This window comes from Ralstonia sp. 1138 (genome assembly GCF_040544795.1).
Lineage (GTDB): Bacteria > Pseudomonadota > Gammaproteobacteria > Burkholderiales > Burkholderiaceae > Ralstonia > Ralstonia flatus.
Genome location: NZ_JBEPKQ010000001.1, coordinates 1,325,424 through 1,349,691, shown reverse-complemented (window position 1 = coordinate 1,349,691; position 24,268 = coordinate 1,325,424). Strand labels below are relative to the sequence as shown.

Below are 24,268 nucleotides of genomic sequence, written 5' to 3'. Positions count from 1 at the left end.
GCTGCGCCTTACTGCACTACGCGACCAAGGAACGCGAGCATGCGCGCGCCGATTTCCGCATGGTGCGTCTCGAGCGCAAAGTGGCCGCTGTCGACAAAGTGGATCTCCGCATCCGGCAGGTCGCGCCTGAAGGCCTCTGCGCCCGGCGGAATGAAGATGGTGTCATTGCGACCCCACACCGCCAGCAGCGGCGGGCGATGCGCGCGGAAATACCTATGCAGCGCCGGATACAGCGCCACGTTGCTCGCGTAGTCCAGGAACAGATCCATCTGGATGTCGAGCTGGCCCGGACGGCGCAGGAAATATTGATCCAGCAGGTAACCATCCGGCGCCACGCGCGTCGGGTCGGGCACGCCGTCCAGGTATTGCCACTGCGTCATCTCGTCTGAAACGATTGCCTGCAGCTCGCGGCGATGCGCTTCGTCGGGGTTGTTCCAATACGCCTTGATTGGCGCCCACGGACCTTTGCCCAGCCCTTCCTCATAGCCGTTGCCGTTCTGCGTGACGATGGCGCTGATGCGCTCCGGATGCGCCATCGCCAGGCGCCAGCCCACCGGCGCGCCGTAGTCGAACACGTAGATTGCGTACCGCGACAGGCCGATCGCCTGCGTGAAGCCGTCGACCACATGCGCGAGGTTGTCGAACGTGTAGCGGAAACCGCTCGGCACCTGCGTCAGGCCAAAGCCGGGAAAGTCCGGCGCCACCACGCGATAGCGCTCAGCCAACTGCGGAATCAGGTTGCGGAACATATGCGATGCGCTCGGAAAGCCGTGCAACAACAGCACGGTGGGCGCATCGGCCGGCCCGGCCTCCCGATAGAACACACGCACACCTTCAACATCGATCGTGCGATGGCGCACGGCGGTGGGGGCATACGCATCGACAACCAGGTCACCGGTTCGGGTGGGGGCATTCATGGCAAGGCTCCGAATGGGTTTCGAGAAAAAGCGACGAAACCATCGTAACCACATAAACGCTACTTTCCAAGTTACATGAAATTTTACCATCGCTCACATGCCGATTTGTGATGCGAAACAAAACGGGCACGCCGTCTGGCGTGCCCGCGCGGGAAACAATGCAGCAGAAAAACTCAGGTAAGCCGCTCGAGCGCCTGGGCGGCAATGCGACGGGTGATGGCTTCGGCCGAGTCTTCCGTGGCCAGTTGGCCGGCCTGGCCCGACCACAGATTGATGAAATCGCCTGAGCCGGTCGGCTCCGTCTTGGCGCGCAGCGGCGCCAACGCGCCGCCGGCTGTCGGAAAGGCCGGCGCAAACGGGCTCATCGGGCCGATCTCGCGCATCAGCCGGTTGACGATGCCGCGCGCCGGTCGGCCGGTAAACAAATTGGTGAGCGCGGTGTCGGCGTCCGTTGCCTGCTTGAGCGCCGCGCGATGAATGGCCGATGTCTTGGCCTCCGGCGACAGCATGTAGGCGGTGCCGATCTGCACGGCCGCTGCACCCAGCGCCAACGCCGCCACCACACCGCGCGCATCGCCGATACCGCCCGCTGCAATGATCGGCACCTTCACCGCATCGGCCACCTGCGGCACCAGTGCGAAGGTACCCACCTGCGATTCGATCGTCTTGGCGAGGAACATGCCGCGATGGCCGCCCGCCTCGTTGCCCATGGCGATGATGGCGTCTACGCCACGTGCTTCCAGCCAGCGCGCCTCTTCCACGGTGGTGGCGGCGGAGATGACCTTCGCCCCCGCGGCCTTCACACGGGCCTGCAATTCCGGCGCGGGCAATCCGAAGTGAAAACTCACCACCTCCGGCTTCAATTCCTCCACCAGTGCGCAGGTCGCTTCATCGAACGGCGCGCGGTTGACGGCCGGCGCTTGCGCATTCAAGTCGATACCGAACTCTGCGTAGTACGGCGCCAGATGGGCACGCCATTTGGCATCGCGCTCGGGGTCCGGCTGCGGCGGCGTGTGACAGAAGAAGTTCAGGTTGATGGGGCCGCGCACGGCCGCCCGGAACTGCTCGACCTGCTGGCGGATCTGCTCGACGTTGAGCATCGCGCACGGCAGCGAACCCAGGCCCCCGCCCCGCGCCACGGCAATCGCCAGCTCTACGCCGGCCACCCCCGCCATCGGCCCCAACACGATGGGCACTTCGATGTTGAACAACTCCAGCACGCGTGCATCGGGCCATGCGCTCATGATCGTCTCCGGCGAGTTACTTGGATGACACATGGTAATGCGATGGGCTTTTCACCGGACGGATCCGTTGAAACGCATGCGCAACAAGTAACTGGCATAGCTCATTAAATTGGTTACAATTCAACCCACCGCCTTTTTGAAAATCGCCATGCCCGCACCCGCTGCTGCCGCCGATGCTCCCCTGCTGATCGCCGACGATCCGGTGCTGGACATGCTCAACACCGTGGCCAACGTCAACGGCCAGCCGCACGATTTCTGGCAGAACGACGTCGATGTCTCCGATTGGCTGATGCGCGCCGGCTGGCTCGCCGAGCCCGTGGCGGGCCGCTATCCGCTGGGCGTCCTGCTGGCCGTGGCGCGGCACCTGCGCGAAGTGATTCGCACCTTGGTGGAAGCACGCAAGTCGGGCCGCGCTGCCAGCGCCGATGCGCTCAATGTGTTCCTGCGGCAGGCGCCAAGCCACCCCGTGTTGGTCTGGGAAAACGGCATCCCGCGCGTCGAGCGCCTGCGCCCCACCGATTCGGTCGAGCAATGTCTGGCGCCGCTGGCGGAAGCCGCCGCGCATCTGCTCGCCGAAGGCGATTTCCAGCTCGTGCGCGTGTGCGAACACCCCGAATGCACGCTGTGGTTTTACGACCGCACCAAGTCGCACAAGCGCCGCTGGTGCAGCATGGCCGTCTGCGGCAACCGGCATAAGGTGGCGGAATACCGCAAACGCCAGCAGGGCTGATCGCAGCCTCGGTCGTTCCACTGCTGGAACGCCGCGTCGCGGCCAAACGGGCTGCGCACAAGCCAGCGGGTTCGTAACCTGTTCTCCCGAAACATCGCACCCATTCAGGAGAACAGCATGTCCGCAAAGCAAGCCACCCCATCCACGAACGCGCAACGCCTGGCAGGCCGCACCGCCATCGTCACCGGAGGATCACGCGGCATCGGCGCCGCCGTCGCGCATCGACTGGCCGCCGACGGCGCGCGCGTGGCCGTGGTCTATCGGAGCAACGCCGCAGAAGCCGACGCGGTGGTCAATAGCATCCGCGGCACCGGCGCACAAGCCATTGCCGTGCAAGCCGACGTGGGCGACGCCGCGTCCGTCGACGCAATGGTGAGCACCGTGCGCGAAGCCTTCGGCGCCATCGACATCCTCGTCAACAATGCCGGCATTCTGGAAAACCAGCCGGTCGGCAGCATCGACCTCGCATCGTTCGACGCGCAGTTCCGCACCAATGCGTTCTCGACGATTCTCGTCACGCAAGCGGTGCTGCCGCATGTGCCGGCGCGCGGCGGACATATCGTGAACGTGTCTTCCAGCCTGGTGTACCGGCCCCGCGCAGGGCTGGCGGTGTATGCGGCAAGCAAGGCCGCCGTCAGCGCCCTCACCCACGCGTTTGCCGTAGAACTGGGGCCGCGCAACATCACCGTCAATGCCGTGGCTCCCGCCCTCACGCGCACCGACATGACCGCCCCGATTCCCGATGAAGTGAAAGCGCGCATGCGCGAATCAACCCCGATGGGCCGCTTGGCCGAGCCGGAAGACATCGCCGACGCCATCGCCTTCCTCGCCTCGGACGACGCCCGCTGGATCACCGGCCGCACCTTGATGACCGACGGCGGCTTCATCTGAGAAAGCAGCCAGCCAAAACGCGTGCAACGCCGCCAACCCCGGCACCCAGACGGTGTGGCCGTACCCTGCCCTAGATGGCGCCTTGGATTTTTGTCGCGGGGAGGATAAAGAGGGGAGGCTGTCTGAGCGCAGCGAGTTTGCCTCCCCTCCCTCCCCGTGACGAAAATCCAAGGGGAAGTCGCCATCTCGGGCGCGCCTTTCTTTGCTTACCTTTCTTTGGCAAGACAAAGAAAGTAAGTCGGCCCCGCCAGGGGCCGAAACCCACCAATAAACCCACACCACCAAGCTGCGCCCGCAAAAAAAGAACACGAGCGCAGCGCCCAGCCATTTACTCAGCCAACTGCTTCACAAGCCGATAAAGAAACTCCCGCCCGTCATACAACCGCGCAATCTCGATACGCTCATCCAGACCATGCGTGCGCAGGTCGGCCGGCTCGGTAAACAACCCCGACACGCCATACATCGGAATGCCGGCATTGCGCATGAACCGGCTGTCCGTCGCACCCGTACTCATGGCAGGAATGACCGGCACATTCCACATCTGCTGCGTCAGCGCTTCCACCGTCTTCACCAAGTCACCATTGAGCGGCGACGCCGGGCTCGCCAGCGGCTTGTTGACGTAGCGCACGCTGATCTTCTCGTTGCCGATCACCTGCTTCAGCTGACGATCGATATCCGCCGGATCATCGTGCGGCAGGATGCGGCAATTGACGGTGGCCTTGGCCGATTGCGGCAACGCGTTTTCGGCATGGCCGGCGTTGACCATGGTCGCCACGCACGTCGTGCGCAACTGCGCGTTGTAGAACGGAATGGCCGAGAGCCGATCGATCGCGGCCTGGTCCGGCTTGCCGGTGCCGACCGAACGCATGTCGTCCGCCAGTTGCCCCGTGGCCAGCGGCGCGCTGCGTGCGAAGTACGTCTGCGTCACGTCAGCCAGCCTGACCGGAAACTGATACGCCCCCAGTCGATCCAGCGCCGCCGACAATGCATAGATCGGGTTCGTCTTCGTCGGTACCGAACTGTGTCCGCCCACGTCGCGCACTTCCAGCTCATACGTCGTGTACATCTTCTCGGCCACCTGAATGCGGTGCAGCACCGGCTTGCCGTTGCGCAGCTCGCCGCCACCGCCTTCATTGATGCCGAATTCGGCTTTCACCAGCTCCGGCTTGTTGTTGACGATCCAGTACGCGCCGTTGGTCGGCACATCGCCGCGCTCCTCGTCGGTGGTCAACGCCAGGATGATGTCGCGCGACGGCTTGAAGCCTTCCTGTTTCAGCTGCCCCAGCACCGACACGAAGGCCGAGGCCATCGCCTTGTCGTCGATTGCGCCGCGTGCGGTGAAGTAGCCGTCGGTCTCCTGCAGCTTGAACGGATCGGTCTTCCAGTCTTCGCGCTTGGCTTCCACCACGTCGATATGGGCCAGCAGCAGCATCGGCTTTTTGGCACCGGAACCCTTCCAGCGCAGCACGAGGTTGCCCTTCTTCGGGAAGGGTTCGAGCACCTGCATGTCGGCGGCAGCAAAGCCGGCATCGCGCAGGCGCTTTTCCATCGCCCGCGCAGCCTGGGTCGTGTCACCGGCCGAATGCGTCGTGTTGATCTCGACCAGCTCCTTATAGATGTCGTGATAGCGCTGCTGCTCGGGCGTGAGCGTGGTGGGCGCGGGCTTGCTGGCGGGAATGCTCTGAGCGAACGCGCCGGCGCTGCATGCCAATACGGCAGCAGACACCAAGACGCGAATGGGAACACGACGACACTGGAAACGCATGACACCTCCGGATAATCGTTATGTGAACCGGCTCATGGCGCGCGGCGAACGGCTCGAGGGGCACAGCAAGGCCATGAGCGGCTTCTGAGTGCACCGCATAAAACAAAGCGGGGCCGACCCGAAGGCCGACCCCGCAGTGTAGCGCCGCGGCAGCCATTTCGCTGCCGGGGCAACCCATCAGGAACGTGCTTTACATCGCCACGCGGAACACCGCCACCGCGCGACGCAACTCATCCGCCTGTTCTTCCAGCGCCTGCGCAGCGGCCGCGGCTTCTTCAACCAGCGCAGCGTTCTGCTGCGTCACGTCGTCCATCTGCGTGACGGCTTCGTTGATCTGCTCGATGCCGGTGCTCTGCTCGGCCGAGCCCGCGCTGATCTCGCCCATGATGTCGGTCACGCGCTTCACGGCCACGACGATCTCTTCCATCGTCTTGCCCGCGCGTGCCACCAGCGTCGAACCGGATTCCACACGCGTGGCCGAATCTTCGATCAACGATTTGATTTCCTTGGCGGCACCTGCGCTGCGCTGCGCCAGCGTACGCACTTCACCGGCTACGACGGCAAAGCCGCGGCCCTGTTCACCGGCACGCGCCGCTTCCACCGCGGCGTTGAGCGCCAGGATGTTGGTCTGGAACGCAATGCCTTCGATCACGGCGATGATGTCGGTGATCTTGCGCGACGATTCGCTGATCTCGCCCATGGTGGTCACCACGTCCTGCACCACGGCACCGCCCTGCACGGCAATCTCGGAGGCGTTGACGGCCAGCGTGCTCGCCTGACGCGCGTTGTCGGCGTTCTGCTTCACGATGCTGGTCAGCTCTTCCATGCTCGATGCGGTTTCTTCCAGCGAGCTGGCCTGCTCTTCCGTGCGCTGCGACAGGTTGGTGTTGCCCGCGGCGATCTGCTGCGTGGCCGACGCAATCGACTCGCTACCGCGACGCACCGTCACCACGGTTTCCTTCAGCTTGGCCTGCATCTGCTGCAGGCCCTCCATCAGCAGGCCCATCTCGTCACGCGAGTGGATGCGGATGTCGGTGGTCAGGTTGCCACCCGAGATTTCATGGAAGTGCACGAGCATCTCTGCAAGCGGGCGCGAGATGGCGCGCGACAACACGAGATAGCAACCGGCGGCCAGCGCGATGCCCACGGCAATCACGATGATGAACGCCCACACCAGACCGCTGAAGAACGACTGGGCATTGCCGTAAGCCGTCGCGGCGATGTCTGCCTGGATGGCGTTCAGGCGGTCGGCCTTGACGGCATACGGGACGAACAGTTCGTACAACTTGTCGAGCACCAGCGGGCGGGCGGTGGCGTAGTCGTGACTATCGAACGCAGCCAGCGCAGGCTTCATACCCTCGTTGAAGAAGGCATCGCGCAGGCGCTTGGCCTCGCCAGCGGTCTGCTCCTCTTCAGGCGTGGCAAACGGCAGAGCGTTGTAGGCATTCCAGCCGTCGTCGCTGGCCTTGATCTGCTCGCGAGCGGCCTTCACGAGGTCGGCGATCTTGCCATCATTCGTCTCATAGACGGCACGATCCAGCGCCGTACGGGCTTGCACCAGCCGCGAAATCGCCTGGCCCAGCGCACGCGTGGATGCGAGCTGGTTCGAATAGGTTTCCTTGAGCGCGTTGTTGGAGCGCATGTTGCCGTACAACCCCAGCGCGCCGACGCCCGCCAGGAATACAGCCAGAACAAACAGGACCAGCGCCAGCCGGGCCTTGATGGAGAGCGTCTTCATATCTGCCGTGGATTGCTAAGAATAGAGCGTCGCGATTGCCGGTGGGGGCGCCGACCTTAGCCAAACTAACGACAGGTAGTCCGTAATCTTTAATCAAGATCTACTGGTTTGTACTGAATATACGGGCGGTACGGCACCCTTGTTGCACCCACGTTCAACCGGTGAAACGTTTGGCCTGCTCTCGCTCCATCAACGCGTTATCCAGCGGAACACCGCGCACCGTCACCGTCTGGCGTACGACCACGCGAAACCCATTGCGGGCAAAGAACGGCTCGGCGCTCAAGCTCACATGCGCTTGCATGCGCGACACCTCACGCTGCGCCGCCAGCTCCAGGATGTGATGCATGAGTTGTTGGCCGATGCCTCGTCGCGCATGCGCGGCTGATACGAAGAAGTGATCGATATAGCCGTTCGCCTGCAAATCGGCATAAGCGACAGGCTGCCCGTCGAGTTCCGCCACGAAGGGTTGGATGCGGCGGATACGCTCATTCCATTGGGCGACGTCGTAGTCGGTCGGGGCCCAGGCTTCACATTGTTCGGGCGTGTACCGGCGGGCGGCGATGCCGTGCACGGCGGAGTGAAAGACAGCGTGCAGGAGCGGCTCATCGCCAGGTCGGAAAGCGCGTATGACGACGGGCGGATGCGGAAGCGGTGCGTTCAAGATCATTGCCCCGCGTGCGGCAGATCCATCGATGCCAGCACGTCCTTGATGTGCTGCGCCGCCTGCTGGGCATTCTGCGCAGCCGGCACCGGCGGCTGCTGATCGGTCGACAGGTTGCGCACGTGGTCGTCAATGCTGATGCCGGTGCCCAGCGGCGCCAGCATCGACGCCGACTCGTGCATGGCCCATTGGAAGTCGTTGAGCGGGGCGTTGCGGGCGGCCTGCAAACCGGCTGGGTTCGCGGCCATGACACGGGCCACGACGGGCTCGCGGTCGTCATCGGGCGCGCTCAATTCGAGCACGTGGCCGAGGTCGGGTGCGCTGGCGTCGCGGGCGGTGAGCGGAGTCCGGATGTTGTAGCGCATGCGCAGTGTCTTGATGATGGCGGTGTGATCATACGGCTGCGCCACGGGCGACCGGAAGATCGTGCCCTTGGGAATCCACGGCGACACCACCACCGCCGGCACGCGCACGCCCAGCCGGTCGAACGCGAAAAGCTGCCCAGGCTGCGGCGGGCTGGGCGGCACCACGGCAGGCGGCGGCACGTGGTCGAAGCAGCCACCGTGCTCATCGAAAGTGATGACGAGCAGGATCTGATGCCACTGCGGCGAACTGCGCAGCGCGTTGTACACCTGCGCGACGAGAGCATCGCCGTAGCCGACATCGTGCGGCGGATGCATATCGTTGGGCCAGTCGAGATCGGCAAAGTAGCGGGGCTCGATAAAGCTGTACGAAGGCAGCTTGCCGCTGGACGCATCGTCGAGAAAATCGTCGAACAGGTGGAAGTGGTCCAGATGCAGCCACAGCCGCGTGAGCGTGAGCGACTGCGCGAAGTCGTGGTAATAGACGGCCCAGTCGTCGGGCACGACGCCGTCGAGCGCGTTGAACAGCGTCGGCATCAAGTACGGAAAATGCACCGGCGAGTTGTTCGGATAACCGTGCGCGGTGCCGGTGTGGACAAAGAACCGGTTGGGCCACGTCTGGCACGGCGCCGAGGCAAACCACGCATCGCACACGGCGTAATTGCGTGCCAGCGTGCTGAGCGCGGGCAGTTGGTCCGACGTGAAGAAATGCATGATGTCGCGCGGGTCGCCACCGTTCTTGGCGTAGTTGGTGGTGAAGCCCTGCATGGTGGGCGTCTGCCCCAGCGGCATCTGCTGGCCGAAGAGCTGCTGGTTGATGTCGGTGAAGAGTTCGCCCGGGTCGGGATTGGGCAGCGTCATCACGTTGGCCGGCGCGGGCGTCGTCCATACGCGGATCGGCTGGCCACCGCCGTCGGGGTTGGTCTCTTCGCCCGACAGGCCGTCGAACTCCGCGCTCTTTGAATACAGCGTGCCGAACAGGTTGTCGAACGACCGGTTCTCCAACATCAGCACGACCACGTGGTCGATTGCGCCCAAGCCTGCCATGGTGGCCCCCTCGTTTCATTGCGTTGCTTCGTTTTGCGGGGCCGCGCCGGGCGGCGCCCTGCGGCTCACTATAGGAAGAAACGAGGGGATTGGCGCTGCGTGCGCCTATGGACGCTGCGCCGGCAGTACTCGCCACGCAATCAGCGCGCTGCCCGCCGCCACGAGCCACACCACCGGCCACGACGACCACGCCAGCACCTGCGGCAGACACAGCGACGTGAGCCCCAGCGCGGCAAACGCGCCTGTATTGCCAAGCCCCAGCGCCGTACCTGCGCGCTGAGCACCGGCCAGCGTGGCAAGTTCCGTATAGCCCACGCCATGCCACGCTGATACGCAGATGCCGCCCGCCACCACGGCCGCCACCAGCGCCACCCGCATGACCGATAGATCGACCGACAGCGCCGAGGTCATCCACGCCACGCCGGCCAGCACGACGAACAGCGCGACGCTCAACCGCGCACACGCGAGCAGATAAGCGCGGCGATTGCCGTGGCGGTCGGTCCAGCGGCCGCTCCACACGCGCATGACGGCCGCCCCGCCCTGCACCGCGGCCATGGTCAGGCTGAGCGTCAGCACATTGGCATGCGCAAAGTCGCGCAGGAACACCGTGGCGAACGCAACGACGGCCCCTTGCGGCACGCACAGCAGCCCGATCGCCAGCGCCATGCGCAACAGCGTTGGATCGCGCAGCGGGCCAGTGCTGCCCGGCGTGGCTGCTTGCGCAACGGCATTCACCATGTCCGGCGCGTCATGCACCCACAGCCACGTCAGCGCTGCAGTCAATGCACACGCCGCTGCCAGCACGCCGTACACGGCGGCAAACCCGGCGTGCGCGGCCAGGCTCGGCAGCACCAGCGCCCCAATGCCGCCGCCCAGCGGTACGGCGGTCTGGCGGATGCTCATGGCCAATCCGCGCTCGCCTTCGCGAAACCAGCCCATGACCGCGCGGCCGCTCGATCCGTTCACGCTGCCGCCCAGCAGGCCGACGCTCAGCATGCTGCCCACCAGCCACGCAAGCGGCGGCACGTTGCCATGCAGCGGCACCACGCAACATGCCATCACGAACAGCGCCAGCGCGGTCAGCCCTAGCCCCGCCAGCAGCACCGTGCGATCGCCCCAGCGGTCGGTCAGCAAGCCCCACGGCAGCTCGCTGATGGCGATGCCCAGCCCCAGCGCGCCCAGCGCCACGCCCAGCTCCGCATTGCCCAGGTGATACGCCGAGCGGATGAACACGGCCGTCGTCGGGATGCCCGAAAACGCGGCCGAAAAACTCGCATTGGCCGCCACCCCCACGCCCAGCACCTTCCAGCGGTGGTGGCGCGACACGGGCGTCGACGTGGCCGGCAAGCACATCGCGGTTGTCATGATCGTCTCTCCAGAAATGCGTTTGACAGCAGCAGTCTGGCGGAGCAACATCAGGCCTAAATGACGTTAATCCCTCATTTCAAGACATCATGCGCAGAATCGGCTTTTTGGTGTTTCCGGGCTGCAGCCTGCTCGATTTCACCGGCCCGCTGACGGCCTTTGACGTGGCGAACCGCCTGGCACCCCAGCCGGCGTACCGGATCGACGTGCTGTCCGAAGGCGGCGCACAGGTGCAAAGCGCGCCCGGCCTGGTCATGCAAACGCAGGGGCTGGACGATCCGGCCTTCGATACGTTGATCATTTCGGGCGGCAATGGCCCGCGTGAAGACGCGTTCTCACCGCGGTTGATCGCTTTCGTGCGGGAAGCGGCAGCACACTCACGACGCATGACGAGCGTGTGCTCCGGCGCGTTTGCGCTGGCGGCGGCAGGCCTGCTCGATGGCCGCCGCGCCACCACGCATTGGCGCATGGCAGCACTGCTGCAGCGGCGCTATCCGCGCGTGCAGGTGCAGAGCGACCACATCTTCATCCACGACGGGCCGGTGTGGACGTCGGCCGGCATCTCGTCGGGCATCGACCTGGCGCTGGCGCTCATCGAGGAAGACCTGGGCGTCGACGTGTCGCGCGCCGTGGCCCGCGAGCTGGTGGTCTATCACCGGCGGCCCGGCGGGCAATCGCAGTTCTCGACCTTGCTGGAGCTGGACCCGGCATCGAGCCGCATCGCGCGTGCGCTGGGCTACGCGCGCGAACACCTGCACGAAGCGCTGGACGTCGACAGGCTTGCCGAAGTGGCTCACCTGAGCCGCCGCCAGTTCGACCGCGCCTTCGTGGCAGAGACCGGCCAGACGCCCGCCAAAGCGATCGAAAAACTCCGTGCGGAAACTGCCCGGCCGCGCGTGGAAGCCGGCGATGAATCGCTGGAACACATCGCGCGCGCCGTGGGCTTTGCCGACCCCGAACGCATGCGGCGTGCGTTCATTCGCGTATTCGGGCAGCCGCCGCAATCGGTGCGGCGCTCGGGGCGGTCGGGGCACACGCGTCTGGCCGCCTAGGACGCCGCGCCCATGAATCCGCTACCCTGACGCGCCTGAAATCCGTAGCCCCGCATTCGTACCGATGTCCGACAATCCAGCCCTGCCCCTGCTCTACAGCTATCGCCGCTGCCCCTACGCCATGCGTGCGCGCCTGGCGATGCTGCAAGCCAATCGACGCTTCCAGACCTACGAGATCGTCATGCGCGACAAGCCTGCCGAACTGCTGGCGCTGTCCCCAAAAGGGACCGTTCCCGTCTTGCGTTTGGCCGACGGCAGCGTGCTGGAAGAGAGCCTCGACATCATGCAGTGGGCCTTCGAAGCACGCGACCCACAAGGCTGGTGGAGCCGCGCGCAATCCGACGAGAACCTCGCGCTGCTGCGCACCAACGACGGCGAGTTCAAGCGCCAGCTCGATCGCTACAAATACCCCGATCGCTATCCGCAAGAAACCGCGCCGCGCGAGACGGCCCGTGCCCGGGCAATGGAAGCGCTGCTGATACCGCTGGAATCCCGATTGCTGGCGCAACGCTATCTGGGCGGCGCGACGCCGTGCGCGACCGATCTGGCGATCTTCCCGTTCGTGCGGCAGTTTGCTGCGGTGGAACCGGACTGGTTTGCCGGCCAGCCCCTGCCCGCCGTACAAGCCTGGCTGGCCGAGTGGCTCGCCAGCCGCCTGTTCGAGGTCTGCATGACGAAGCAGCCCGTGCAGGCCGTTGCCGTGTTTCCCGAGTATCGGCATCCCGACTGACCGGACCGACGGTCCAACAATGGAGGCGTGTGTGCAATGAACGACCCACAGACAGCATCCCCCGACAGCACCGCAGCGCGCGTCGCGTTGTGGCGCGCCTTGCACGTGCACAGCGATGCACCGCCGCACGTGCTGGAAGACGAGGTGGGTTTGAAGCTGCTCGCCCCGGAACCCGGCTGGCAACAACGCGGCGACATGGACCCGCAGTTCACACGGCCGTTTCGCGCGTCCATCGTGGCGCGGGCGCGCTTTATCGAAGACCTCGTCATCGAGCAAGCAGGTCGTGGCCTGAGCCAGTATGTGATTCTTGGCGCGGGGCTGGACAGCTTTGCGCAACGCCGGCCCGATGTGGCATCGCGCATGGCGGTGTTTGAAGTCGATCAGCCGGGCCCGCAAGCCTGGAAGCGCCAACGTTTGGCAGAACTGGGCTTTGGCGTTCCACAATGGCTGCGCTTCGTGCCGGTGGATTTCGAGGCGCGCGAATCCTGGCAGGAGGCGCTCGTTGCGGCCGGGTTTGATGCGAGCCGGCCGGCGATCGTGGTCTCCACGGGCGTGAGCATGTATCTATCGAAGGAAGCCAATGCGGCCACGTTGCGGGAGGTGGCGTCGCTGGCGCCGGGCTCGATGCTGGCAATGACGTTCCTGCTGCCGCTCGAGATGGCCGACCCGGACGTCCGCCCCGGCCTCGAGATGGCGGAAAAAGGCGCACGCGCAAGCGGCACACCGTTCATCAGCTTCTTTACGCCGCCAGAGATGCTCGCCCTGGCGCGCGAAAACGGTTTTCGCGATGCCCAGCACATCTCGGCAGACATGTTGACGGAGCGCTACTTCGCCGGCCGGGCCGATGGCCTGCGCCCGCCGCGCAATGCAGAGGAACTGTTGCTGGCGACGGTCTAGACGCGCAAATGCCTACCGGTCACGCAGCGGCCCAGGCAACGCCTTCAGGCCGATCCACAACACCACGATGACGACGTTGACCGGCACACTCAGCGCGCTCGGCACATAGAACAGCACCGAGAGGCCCGGCGTCTTGAGCCCAAGCTCGAGCACGCCGCCGAGTGCGTAGCACAGCAACCCGCACCACAGCCAGCGCCGCATATACGCCAGCAGCCAGTGCGCGTGCGCCTGGTTGAAACGCCATGCCGCCGACCGTTCGAACAGGTTGCCGCGGCTGGCATCCTTGAACAGCCAGCCGAAGAAGAAGTAGCGATACAGCAGGGTGCGAAAGGCGAGCTCTTGCATGATGGCTCCCTCGGCCAAACGAGCTTCAGGCAAGCAAGTTTGGCTCCAAAATCGCTCGGGCGCCATGCCCTCTCGCACCGGGTCGACCATCGCGCACCCGGCTGTGCTGACGGCGTTTCAGCTCGCCAGCTTCTTGAACGTCTCAAGCACGGCATCGCCCTTGAACGGCTTGACGATCCAGCCCTTCACGCCTGCAGCCTTGCCGCGGTCTTTCATGGCAGGGCTGCTTTCGGTGGTGAGCATGATGACGTTGACGGTCTTGTTGCCCAGCTCGCCGCGCACCTTTTCGACCATGGTCAGACCATCCATGTTGGGCATGTTCACGTCGCTGATGACGAGTTTGACGCCCGGGTTGGCCTTGATCTTCGCCAGACCGTCCTTGCCGTCCACTGCCGTGTCGACCGCCAGGCCGTGCTTCTTCAGAAAGCCTGCCACCTCGTCGCGCACGGTGCTCGAATCGTCGACAACCAGAATCTTGCTCATGACTATTCTTTCCTCGCTCTCACTCTTTCCAATCAAAACAATTCCAGCTCGCCACCGGATTCCACTTCGTCGCTGACATCGGCCACAAAGTCCAGCGGCGCATGGGCACACACGCACACCGTGGCGCCCACGCGCACGGCGTCGTTGATGGTCACCGCGTACGCAGCCACGTAGCCGGGCTTGAGCACGTCCAGATACGGCAGGCAGCGCGCGCTCACCACATAAGGCGTGGACATGCCCAGGTCGGGAAACACCTGTAGCAGTTCCTGGTTCACGGCGCCACAGCAGAGGTTGCCGATTTCCAGGCGTGCCTCTTCAAAGGAACGCCCGACGCCGTCGCCCATGAAATACGCGCGCGTGGCCTCGGAGGCATCAAAGCGCAGCACCAGCAGCAGGCGGAAGGCGATGGACGAGATGGTGAGGATCAGGGCCTCGTCTCCGCTCAGCGTGTCGCCTTCTGCGGCGGTGTCGATATGACATGTGTCGCCCGTCTGCCGCACAAGCCGTGTACGCGCGGCCTTGCGGAAGATGCGATCGAAACTCTCTTGTGCGTTGCTGCGGATCACGTCGGGCCTGCCTAGTGAAGCTGGTGTTGAAACTGGCTGGCCAGCGCCTCGACGCTCGACAGCGACGCGGTGATCATCTTGCCGCCCGCCTGGATGTCCTGGAACGTGGCGGTGGTGGTCAGGTCGTTCAGGTGCAGGCTGTTGCGATAGCTCTTCGACAGCTCTTCCGAACGTGCGGCCAGCGCGCGCACCTCGCTGGCCACCACGGCAAAACCGCGCCCCGCCGTGCCCGCACGCGCCGCCTCGATGGACGCGTTGAGCGAGACGATCACCACATGCCGCACGATGGACTGCAGCTCCTGGTTCTTCGCGTGCATGTCGTGGTTCTGCTCCATGAGCGAGATCATCTGCTCGTGCCAGCGTTCGAACGTCAACGCCAGGCCGCGCAGGCGCGCCGCTTCTTCGGCAATCTGCCGGGCGCGGGCCGCCCATTGCTCCTTGGCTGCGGTCGCCGACTGCAACTCGGTACGCAGTTGCTCGATGACTTCCAGTTGGTCGGCAGCAGCCTCGCGCATCTGGGCCACGGTGGTTTCCAGTGCGGCCACTTCACGCTCACCCGTTTCCAACTGCGCGGCGTACTTCGCAAGATCGGCCGACAGATCGGCGATGCGGCGATCGGCATTGCTCAAGGCGCGCGTCATCGCATTCACGTTCCGCTGACGGATCAGCCACACCAGCACGCCAGCCACCACGCCGCCAGCGATGAAACCCAGAACAATCGTCCCCATCACGATGCTTCCTTGTCGAGATCCACGCGTACCGCAGGTGGTGCGCTCAGCGTCGCGTTCACGCTGTCGACCGCAAAGCGTTCCGGCAGGCACACGACCGTCTGGAACTGACGGAATGCGGCGCCCTTGCGGTCGTCGGTAAAGCGCAGTTCGATACGGCCCTGCTCGCGCTGGAGAAACGCCTGCACGGCATCCATGCCGACGCCGCGCCCGGACACTTCCGTCACCTTGTCGGCGGTCGAGAAGCCGGGGCGGAAGATGTACTGCGCGATGTCTTCGTCGCTGGCGTGTTGGTCTGCACCGATCCAGCCGCGCTCCACGGCGATGCTGCGGATGCGGTCGAGCGCGAGGCCGCGGCCGTCGTCGCACAGCGTGATCTGCAGCATGCCCTGGTCCACACCGACTTCAATGTCGATCGTGCCGGCCGCCGGCTTGCCGTGCGCGATGCGCTCGTCAGCGGGTTCGATGCCGTGGTCGATCGAGTTGCGCAGCAGGTGCGTGAACACGTTTTGCAGGATGCCGCGGGCCTCCGTGCGCACGCGGTAGCCGTTGTCGTCGATGCGCACCGCCACGGGCTCCTTGCCCAGCTCCTGCGCCAGCGATGGCAGCGATTGCAGCGCGCCGGACAACAGCGCATCTACCGTCTCACTGCCCAGCAGCCGCAGCTGTTGATGGACGGATTCGCGCATCGCCGCGAGTTCATGCAGGCTGGCCGGGTTGGCCGATTCCAGCAGGCGCAAGCTTTCCTGGATGCGCGTCGTCACGTCCGGCGCTGCCTGCATGGCTTGGCCTGGCGACGCATCGCCCTTGCGGCCCAGCTTCACCTCGTTGAGGCGGGCGTAGTTTTCAATGGCTTCGCGCACGCGCGTCAGCTCCTCCATCAGCCAGTCCTGGTCCCAAGCGTGCGCGCTGTCCGATTCGCGCAGCGCGTGGTAGGTCTGCTCGGTCTCGTGCACCACGTTGGTCAGGTGCTGCAGGTTGTACGTGCGCGCATTGCCCTTGATGGTGTGCATGTTGCGGAACAGCGCCGCAATGGCCGCGCTGTCCGCCTGCGAATACTGGCGGATGATCCGTTCGTTCTCGTGCACGAAGGTCGTGGAGCTGTCGATGAAGTGCTGGAACTTCTCCTGGCTCACCGCCAGGATCTCGCCAATCATCTCCAGGTTGCGGCGCTGCTCGCTGGCTTCGGCCGCCAGCTTGCGCAGCTCCGTCACATCGCGCACGCACAGCATCAGGCGCAGGATGGTGTCGCTCTCATCGGTGATGGCCGACCACGACAGGTCGAGCGTCTTCGTGCGCCCGTCCGGCATGCGCTTGTCCACCTCGCTCGCCAGCAGATGCTGGTTGAACGCGAAGTTGATGATGTCCTGGCCCAGGCACGCATCGACCGCCGCTTCCACCTGCGACAGCGTATCGGCGCCCAGGCCGGTATCGGCGAAGATCAGCTCCATCAGCCCGCGGCCGGCGATTGCCTGCGTCTCAAAGATCGATTCGAGGTAGACCGAATACTCCTCGTGCACCACGCCGCCCTCGACCACGGTCAGGATGCCCTGCTGCATGTTCTGCAGCATCGCCTGGATGTCGGCCGTCTTCTGCTTGAGCAGCGCGGCGTTCTCCTGGATCTTCTCGATCATCTGGTTGAACGCGACGACCGAATGGCCGATCTCGTCCATGCGGCCCACCGGCACCCGGCGCGTGAAGTCCTGGCTGGCGGCAATCTCGCTCATCTCGGCCTGCATGCGCGTCAGCGGCCGGGTGATCTGCCGATACAGCAGCATGCCGATGGCGGTGAGCAGCACAACGGCCACGCCGCTCACCACGCCGATGGTGGTGCCCGTGCTCGCAAGCTTGCCGTTCAGGCCCGCAATGGCTTCGTCCTTTTCGCGGTTCTTCTCGATGCGCAGCGTCTCGACAATCTTTTCGAGCACGTCGCGGTAGCTGGCCACGTTGGCAAACAGGAAGGCCTGCGCCAGTTCGTCCTTGCCCGCAAGCTTCATGTCGGTGGTCTGCTGGATCGCCTCGACGTAGCTGTCGACACTTTCCTTGGCCTGCGCAACCAGGCCTTCCTGCGCGTGGCTGTTGGCGCGCTTGGCCTGCACGTCCAACGCTGCGCGCAGGGCGGCTTCTTTCGCCTTGAGATCGTCCTTGGCCTGCGCGACGATGTTGGCGTCAGGCGCATACACCAACACCATCGTCGCCAGCTGCACGTCCTTGACGAGCGAGACAAGGTCCGCCGACGCCAGCGCGCTCGGCACCACGCCTTCCGTCACCTGGCGCACTTCAGCCGCGCTGCCGCGGGTCTGGTAGACCGCGTATCCGCCGATGGCCGCCAGCGCGACAAACATCAGCACCACCAGCAATGTAATGCGATGACGAATGGTCATTTGAAATTCTCTCGATTCAACCACCCCCTGAAAGAAGGGGGTCATTCAATATGCTTGCCTAAACATCGGAGGCGCAATTATTGAAGTCGAAAGATGAACGTTCGATGACCGCCATCTGGCTCGTCGGGGCATTGCGACATGGCATGGATGCAAGCTGACATGACGCTTCACGCCCGCATGGGGCCTGGATTTGCGAAAAAAGCGCAGCGCACGCCCTCTTAGCACCCCACTCAAGTGGGGAATTTAAAAAAGCGCGCTAAAGTTATTTGGCAGCTCGCCGTTTACTTGCCGCCGCTTTATTTCCGTTTTAATTTCCGCCGGAAATTTTTTACCGCGATTTCAAATACGGCAAAAAGGCATTTCTAAGTTTCCATTCAACGGCCGGCGCGGTTCCCCTCACCTGAGTGCCGGCTGGCTGCCGGCCTGTGTTCCTGCCAGAATGGTCTGCTGGGTCAACCTGGAGGCAGACATCCGTGAAGAAAAGCACGCAGGACACCGCACCCGCGTCCGAGCTGATCGACGCACGCATTGCAGAGCTGAACGACTGGCGGGGCGACATGCTTGCCCGCCTGCGCGCCGTCATCCGCGCGGCCGATCCCGACGTGGTGGAGGAATGGAAATGGAGCGTGCCCGTGTGGTCACACCACGGCCTGATCTGCACCGGCGAAGCCTACAAGCAGACCGTCAAGATGACGTTTGCCAAGGGCGCCTCCGTGCCTGACCCTTCTGGCCTGTTCAATTCCAGCCTGGACGGCAACACGCGCCGCGCCATCGATTTCCGCGAGGGCGACAAGGTGAACGAGAAAGCGTTGAAGGCGCTCATCCAGGCGGCCATCGCCGTGAACAAGGCCGGCGCCAAGCGTTGAAACACAGGCAAGCTCGCGCGCGTCGGGCCGGAGCCGTTAACATACGGCCCGCCTGATCAACCAACGGAGCAACCGCAGTGATTCAACCGACCCACGTATTCAAGGACAACCTCGCCCAACTGCCGGCCATTGACGGCATCGAGCGCATCGATCTGGTCGACGGCCAGGGTGCCGTGGTCGCCGACATCGAAAACAAGCCGGGCAAGCAAGGTTCGGTGGCGGTGTACCACTACCTGCAGCAGACGTTCGGCCAGCTCGATGCCAAGGCCGCCGAGCACGGCCTGGCCGTGTTTGCCGAGCACACCATCGACGCGCGCAACCGCCCCGGCGCCCACCCGAATGTCGACCGCCTGCTGGCCATCGCGGCCGGTGGGCCGGCGCTGCGCATCAACGTCGTGAAAGCCTGATGATGCATCGCTGATGCCGGCAGCAAGTCGGGGGTGAACCACCCGTTTTCTCGCTGCACTGCACACAGCCGCATCAACAAAGTGGAGCGCCGCGGACGCTGATTGCCAGCCATGGGCACGCGGCGTAGCATGAGGCAGCCCTTCTTCGGGAGCCGCCTCATGTCTGCCCAGCACGAAGACAAGGTCCGCCAGCACATGGCGGATGCAGTGGCCCTGGCGCGCGTTCGCGCGCCCGATATTGCCGACCTGTTCGAGCCGTTCCTGCGGCACTACTACGGTCTGGCAGACCCCGAAGACGTGATCTCGCGCAGCGTGGCCGATCTCTACGGCGCGGCGATGGCGCACTGGCAACTGGGCCAGAAATTCGTGTCGGGACAACCGCGCGTTCGCGTCTACAACCCGAGCCTCGAGCAGCACGGCTGGTACTGCAGTCACACGGTCGTCGAGATCGTCAACGACGACATGCCGTTCCTGTTCGACTCCGTGACCATGGAGATCAACCGGCAAGGGCTGGCGCTGCATTCCGCCTTCCACCCGGTCTATCGCGTACAGCGCGACGCAGCCGGGATGCGCGTGGCGGTCTCGGCCGGCGGCGGCGTACAGCGCCCGGCGGCCCTATCGGGCGACATGCCTGACACGCCCGCCGATGCGGACAGGGAAACCCACGGCGTGGCGCGCTTCGAGTCGACCATCCACATCGAGGTTGACCGGTTCTCCGAGCCGGAACGCCTGCAGGCGTTGCACGACGGCCTGATGCGTGTGCTGGGCGACGTGCGTGCCGCGGTGGAAGACTGGAAGCCCATGCAGGCCGCCGTCCACGCCGCCATCGATGCGTTGGCCGTACGCGCAGCCCAGCCCTCCACGGCCGACGTGGAACGCGCCGAGATTGCCGAAACGCAGGCGTTCCTGAGCTGGATGCTCGAGCGCCATTTCACCTTCCTTGGCTACCGTGATTACGAACTGATCACGCAAGACGACGGCCATTACCTGCGCGGCATACCGGGCACGGGCCTGGGTGTGCTGCGGGAAACGCTGCGCGACACCTCCACGCCGGACACCACGCGCCTGGCACCCGGCGCAGCCAGGTTCATCGACGCGCCCGAGCCCATCTTCCTCACCAAGGCCAATTCGCGGGCAACCGTGCACCGGCCCGGCTATCTCGACTACATCGGCATCAAACTGTTCGACGCCCAGGGCCGCGTCTGCGGGCAACGGCGTTTCCTGGGGATGTACACGTCGAACGTCTACATGGTGCCGGCCGAAGACATTCCGCTCGTGCGTCGCAAGGTGGCCGACGTCATCCGGCGCACAGGCTTTCTTCCCGACGGGCACCTGGCCAAGACGCTGGTGACGATCCTGGAGCAATATCCGCGCGACGAGCTGTTCCAGATGGACGCCGAAGCGCTGCACGACATCGCCCTGGGCATCCTGCGTTTGCAGGAGCGGCAGCGCACGCGCCTGTTCGTACGCCGGGATCCGTTTGACCGCTTCGTGTCGTGCCTCGTGTTCGTGCCCCGCGAGAAGTTCAACACCGACCTGCGCGTGCGCATCCAAAGCCTGCTGCAGGCGGCGTATCACGGCACCGCGGTGGAGTTCACGCCGCAGTTGTCGGAGTCGATGCTGGCGCGCATCCACATCACGGTGCGCACGCAACCCGGCAACGTGCCCGACGTTGACGTGGCCGAGCTGGAAGACCGCATCGTGCAGGCGGCGCGGCGCTGGCAGGACGACCTGGCCGACGCGCTGCTCGAACGTGGCGGCGAAGAGCGCGGCAACCGCCTGCTGCGCCGCTATGCGGGCGCGTTTCCCGCCGGCTTCCGCGAAGACTACGCCGCCCGCCTTGCCGTGCGCGACATCGAACTGATGGAGCCGCTGCTCGGCGCCAACGCCGCGGACAACGTGCTGACCATGCAGCTCTACCGGCCGCTCGAAGCGCCGCCCGGTGCGCTGCGTTTCAAGATCTACCGCGCCGGACAGCCGACATCGCTGTCGCACAGCCTGCCGATGCTCGAGCACCTCGGCGTGCGCGTGAACGAGGAGCGCCCCTACTGCATCGAACCCGCCGACGCCGCCCCGATCTGGATGCATGACTTCGGCATGGAGACCATCGACGGCAGCGAAGTCGATCTCGACGAAGCCCGCGCACGCTTTGAAGACGCCTTCGCGCGCATCTGGACCGGCGAGTTGGAGAACGACGATCTCAACCGCCTTGTGCTGCAGGCCGGCCTGACCTGGCGCGAGGTGCGCATCCTGCGTGCGTATGCGCGCTACATCCGCCAGATCGGTTCGACCTTCAGCAACGCGTATATGGAGAGCGCGCTGAACGGCAATCCGTCGATTGCGCGTGCGCTGGTGCGACTGTTCCTGGTGCGATTCGACCCCGCACTGGCCGAGGCCGAGCGCTCGCGTGCGGCTGAAACGCTGCGCAAGCAGATCGACGAGGCGCTCGAAGACGTACCTAACCTCGATGAAGACCGCATCCTGCGGCAGTTCCTGGGCGTGCTGGAAGCCACGCTGCGCACGAACTACTTCCAGAGCCTGCCGGATGCCGGGCAGGAGCAGCCCAAGCCCTATCTGTCGTTCAAGTTCGACCCGACGCGCGTGCCCGGCCTGCCCGAGCCCAAGCCGATGTTCGAGATCTGGGTGTACTCGCCGCGCGTGGAAGGCGTGCACCTGCGCGGTGGCAAGGTCGCGCGGGGCGGGCTGCGCTGGTCTGACCGGCGTGAGGATTTCCGCACCGAGGTGCTGGGGCTGGTCAAGGCGCAGATGGTGAAGAACACGGTCATCGTGCCCGTCGGTTCCAAGGGCGGCTTTGTCGTCAAGCAACCGCCGCCGGCCAGCGACCGCGATGCCTATCTGGCCGAGGGCGTGGCGTGCTACCAGACCTTCCTGCGCGGGCTGCTTGACCTGACCGACAACTACGTCGACGGCCGCGTCGTGCCGCCGCCCGATGTCGTGCGCTACGACGAAGACGACCCTTACCTTGTCGTCGCCGCCGACAAGGGCACGGCCACGTTCTCCGATTACGCCAACGCCATCTCGGCCGAATACGGCTTCTGGCTGGGCGATGCCTTCGCCTCCGGCGGCTCGGTGGGCTACGACCACAAGAAGATGGCCATCACCGCGCGCGGCGCATGGGAATCGGTCAAGCGGCACTTCAGCGAGATGGGCGTCGATACGCAGACGCAGGACTTCACCGTCGTGGGCGTGGGCGACATGTCGGGCGATGTGTTCGGCAACGGCATGCTGCTCTCGCGCCATATCCGCCTGCTGGCGGCGTTCGATCATCGCCACATCTTTCTCGACCCGTCGCCCGACGCGGCCGCGAGCTTTGCGGAGCGCGAGCGGCTGTTCAACCTGCCGCGCTCAAGCTGGGCCGATTACGACCGGGCGCTGATCAGCCCGGGCGGCGGCATCTTCCCGCGCACGGTCAAGTCGATTGCGCTTACGCCCGAGGTGCGTGCCATGCTCGACGTAACGGCCACCGAGATGGCGCCGAACGACCTGCTGCACGCCATCCTCAAGGCACCCGCCGATCTGCTCTACAACGGCGGCATCGGCACGTACATCAAGGCCAGCACCGAAACGCATGCCCAGGTGGGCGACCGCGCCAACGATGGCCTGCGCGTGAACGGCGCCGAGCTGCGCTGCAAGGTCGTGGCCGAGGGCGGCAACCTCGGCTGCACGCAACTCGGCCGCATCGAATACGCGCAGCATGGCGGGCGCATCAATACCGACGCCATCGACAACTCGGCCGGGGTGGACTGCTCCGACCACGAGGTCAACATCAAGATTCTGCTCGGCCTGGTGGTGGCCGACGGCGAGATGACGCTCAAGCAGCGCAACACGCTGCTGGCCGAGATGACCGACGAGGTGGGCGAACTGGTGCTGCGCGACAACTACTTCCAGACGCAGGCGCTGTCACTTGCGCGCACACGCACGGCGTTGTGGCTCGACCCAGAAGCACGGCTGATGCGGCATCTGGAGCGCAGCGGTCGGCTGAACCGCGCGATCGAGTTTTTGCCTGCCGATGAAGAGATCGACGTCCGCCGGGCCAGCGGCGGCGGGCTGACCACGCCCGAACGCGCGGTGCTGATGGCCTACAGCAAGATGTGGCTGTACGACGTGCTGCTGGGCAGCGACCTGCCCGATCAGCCTTTCGTGGCCGATGGCTTGCCGGCGTACTTTCCACGGCCGCTGCACACGCGCTGCGCCACGTCGATCCCCCGCCACACGCTGCGGCGCGAGATTCTGGCGACGATGCACGCCAACGCGCTCGTCAACCGCGCCGGCGTGACGTTCGTGCACCGGATGGCGGAAGAAACCGGCGCCGAACCGCTTGCCGTGGTGTGGGCCAGCCTCGTTGCCCGTGCCGTCTATCGGCTCGATGCGCTGTGGGAAGACGTCGATGCCCTGGACGCGAAGGTGCCGCACGAAACGCAAACAGCCCTGTTCACCTCGCTGGCGCAATTGCATGAGCGCGCCACGCTGTGGTTCCTGCGGCGCCGGGTGGCGGACGTGCCGGCCGCGGTGGAACATTTCCGGGCGGGGGTGGATGCGCTCGCCCCCGAAATCGACACGCTGCAAACCGAGGAAACTGCGCTGGCCGCCGCGCAACAGCGGCAGAGCTTTGGCGAAGCCGGTGTGCCCGACACGCTGGCGCGCGTGGCGACCGGCGTGCCGGCGCGCGTGTCGTTGCTCGACATTGCCGAAGTGGCTGCTGCTGGCGGCTGTGATGCGCGGCTCGCCGCGCGCGTGTACTTTGCGCTCGACCAACCGCTCGGTTACGGGTGGCTGCAAGGCGGCATCCTCGGCCTGCCGACGCAAACGCATTGGCAGATGCTGGCACGCGCCACGTTGCTCGAAGAGCTGGGGCAGCTGCGGCGCCGTCTCACGCAATCGGTGCTGCATGGCGCAGCCCCCGGCGCGAGCGCGGATGCCCTGATCGACGCATGGCGAACGACGCGCCAGGAAGCGCTGGCACGCTACAACCGTGTGATTGCCGATCAGGTTGCAGCGGGCTCGGCCGACCTGGCGATGCTCTCCGTCGGCCTCAAGGCCCTGGCCGAGGTCGATGCCTGATGCGATCC

20 protein-coding genes are annotated in these 24,268 nt (G+C 65.1%); 8 read left to right on the top strand and 12 right to left on the bottom strand.

The window, feature by feature from the left end:
• Window positions 1-8: 8 nt before the first annotated feature.
• Both ABIC76_RS05895 and ABIC76_RS05890 read right to left on the bottom strand, forming a co-directional pair.
• Window positions 9-917: an alpha/beta fold hydrolase gene (locus ABIC76_RS05895; protein ID WP_354533291.1), complete on the bottom strand. Its 909-nt coding sequence runs from the start codon at window positions 915-917 to the stop codon at window positions 9-11.
• A gap of 173 nt (window positions 918-1,090) precedes the next feature.
• Window positions 1,091-2,161, bottom strand: coding sequence for an NAD(P)H-dependent flavin oxidoreductase (locus ABIC76_RS05890; RefSeq protein ID WP_354533290.1), 1,071 nt, complete (start codon window positions 2,159-2,161; stop codon window positions 1,091-1,093).
• Between the two features lie 148 nt (window positions 2,162-2,309).
• Here ABIC76_RS05890 and ABIC76_RS05885 point away from each other — a divergent pair, with 148 nt between their 5' ends.
• Both ABIC76_RS05885 and ABIC76_RS05880 read left to right on the top strand, forming a co-directional pair.
• Window positions 2,310-2,891 (top strand): CGNR zinc finger domain-containing protein, encoded by a 582-nt coding sequence (locus ABIC76_RS05885; protein ID WP_354533289.1) that lies wholly within the window; start codon window positions 2,310-2,312, stop codon window positions 2,889-2,891.
• 117 nt (window positions 2,892-3,008) lie between these two features.
• Window positions 3,009-3,782, top strand: a complete 774-nt coding sequence (locus tag ABIC76_RS05880) for an SDR family NAD(P)-dependent oxidoreductase (RefSeq protein ID WP_354533288.1) — start codon at window positions 3,009-3,011, stop codon at window positions 3,780-3,782.
• A gap of 328 nt (window positions 3,783-4,110) precedes the next feature.
• On the opposite strand, the gene ABIC76_RS05875 is transcribed toward ABIC76_RS05880, so the two are convergent.
• From ABIC76_RS05875 to ABIC76_RS05855, 5 genes are all read right to left on the bottom strand, one after another.
• Entirely contained in the window at window positions 4,111-5,547 is a 1,437-nt protein-coding gene (locus ABIC76_RS05875; protein WP_354533287.1) for a M20/M25/M40 family metallo-hydrolase, read from the bottom strand.
• 190 nt (window positions 5,548-5,737) lie between these two features.
• Entirely contained in the window at window positions 5,738-7,285 is a 1,548-nt protein-coding gene (locus ABIC76_RS05870) for a methyl-accepting chemotaxis protein (RefSeq protein ID WP_354533286.1), read from the bottom strand.
• A 154-nt stretch (window positions 7,286-7,439) separates the two neighbouring features.
• The gene (locus ABIC76_RS05865) at window positions 7,440-7,952 is read right to left on the bottom strand and encodes a GNAT family N-acetyltransferase (RefSeq protein WP_354533285.1); all 513 of its coding nucleotides are present in this window, start codon (window positions 7,950-7,952) and stop codon (window positions 7,440-7,442) included.
• Window positions 7,949-9,355: an alkaline phosphatase family protein gene (locus ABIC76_RS05860; RefSeq protein ID WP_354533284.1), complete on the bottom strand. Its 1,407-nt coding sequence runs from the start codon at window positions 9,353-9,355 to the stop codon at window positions 7,949-7,951. The genes ABIC76_RS05865 and ABIC76_RS05860 overlap by 4 nt, the downstream gene beginning before the upstream one ends.
• Window positions 9,356-9,460: 105 nt before the next feature.
• Complete coding sequence (locus ABIC76_RS05855) at window positions 9,461-10,720, bottom strand: MFS transporter (protein WP_354533283.1); 1,260 nt, start codon at window positions 10,718-10,720, stop codon at window positions 9,461-9,463.
• 89 nt (window positions 10,721-10,809) lie between these two features.
• Between ABIC76_RS05855 and ABIC76_RS05850 the strand changes: the two genes are divergently transcribed.
• From ABIC76_RS05850 to ABIC76_RS05840, 3 genes are all read left to right on the top strand, one after another.
• Window positions 10,810-11,772: a GlxA family transcriptional regulator gene (locus ABIC76_RS05850; protein ID WP_102065493.1), complete on the top strand. Its 963-nt coding sequence runs from the start codon at window positions 10,810-10,812 to the stop codon at window positions 11,770-11,772.
• 64 nt (window positions 11,773-11,836) lie between these two features.
• The gene (locus ABIC76_RS05845; protein WP_354533282.1) at window positions 11,837-12,502 is read left to right on the top strand and encodes a glutathione S-transferase; all 666 of its coding nucleotides are present in this window, start codon (window positions 11,837-11,839) and stop codon (window positions 12,500-12,502) included.
• 36 nt (window positions 12,503-12,538) lie between these two features.
• Window positions 12,539-13,399 carry a class I SAM-dependent methyltransferase gene (locus ABIC76_RS05840; protein WP_354533281.1) on the top strand — a complete coding sequence of 287 codons (861 nt, stop codon included), beginning with the start codon at window positions 12,539-12,541 and terminating at the stop codon, window positions 13,397-13,399.
• Window positions 13,400-13,411: 12 nt separating this feature from the next.
• Here ABIC76_RS05840 and ABIC76_RS05835 read toward each other — a convergent pair whose 3' ends face one another.
• The 5 genes from ABIC76_RS05835 to ABIC76_RS05815 all read right to left on the bottom strand — a co-directional run bounded on the left by ABIC76_RS05835 (window position 13,412) and on the right by ABIC76_RS05815 (window position 17,905).
• The gene (locus ABIC76_RS05835; protein ID WP_027679808.1) at window positions 13,412-13,744 is read right to left on the bottom strand and encodes a hypothetical protein; all 333 of its coding nucleotides are present in this window, start codon (window positions 13,742-13,744) and stop codon (window positions 13,412-13,414) included.
• Window positions 13,745-13,861: 117 nt separating this feature from the next.
• Window positions 13,862-14,227, bottom strand: coding sequence for a response regulator (locus ABIC76_RS05830; RefSeq protein ID WP_004631346.1), 366 nt, complete (start codon window positions 14,225-14,227; stop codon window positions 13,862-13,864).
• 32 nt (window positions 14,228-14,259) lie between these two features.
• The gene (locus tag ABIC76_RS05825) at window positions 14,260-14,793 is read right to left on the bottom strand and encodes a hypothetical protein (RefSeq protein WP_354533280.1); all 534 of its coding nucleotides are present in this window, start codon (window positions 14,791-14,793) and stop codon (window positions 14,260-14,262) included.
• Window positions 14,794-14,804: 11 nt separating this feature from the next.
• Window positions 14,805-15,521 carry a methyl-accepting chemotaxis protein gene (locus ABIC76_RS05820; protein ID WP_354533279.1) on the bottom strand — a complete coding sequence of 239 codons (717 nt, stop codon included), beginning with the start codon at window positions 15,519-15,521 and terminating at the stop codon, window positions 14,805-14,807.
• Window positions 15,521-17,905 carry an ATP-binding protein gene (locus ABIC76_RS05815; protein ID WP_354533278.1) on the bottom strand — a complete coding sequence of 795 codons (2,385 nt, stop codon included), beginning with the start codon at window positions 17,903-17,905 and terminating at the stop codon, window positions 15,521-15,523. The genes ABIC76_RS05820 and ABIC76_RS05815 overlap by 1 nt, the downstream gene beginning before the upstream one ends.
• A gap of 473 nt (window positions 17,906-18,378) precedes the next feature.
• On the opposite strand from ABIC76_RS05815, the gene ABIC76_RS05810 reads away from it, so the two are divergent.
• The 3 genes from ABIC76_RS05810 (at window position 18,379) to ABIC76_RS05800 (ending at window position 24,260) form a co-directional block, all read left to right on the top strand.
• Complete coding sequence (locus ABIC76_RS05810) at window positions 18,379-18,771, top strand: DUF1801 domain-containing protein (RefSeq protein WP_354533277.1); 393 nt, start codon at window positions 18,379-18,381, stop codon at window positions 18,769-18,771.
• A gap of 77 nt (window positions 18,772-18,848) precedes the next feature.
• Window positions 18,849-19,178, top strand: coding sequence for a DUF2322 family protein (locus ABIC76_RS05805; RefSeq protein ID WP_102065499.1), 330 nt, complete (start codon window positions 18,849-18,851; stop codon window positions 19,176-19,178).
• Between the two features lie 159 nt (window positions 19,179-19,337).
• Window positions 19,338-24,260 (top strand): NAD-glutamate dehydrogenase, encoded by a 4,923-nt coding sequence (locus ABIC76_RS05800; RefSeq protein WP_354533276.1) that lies wholly within the window; start codon window positions 19,338-19,340, stop codon window positions 24,258-24,260.
• The last annotated feature ends 8 nt before the right edge of the window (window positions 24,261-24,268 follow it).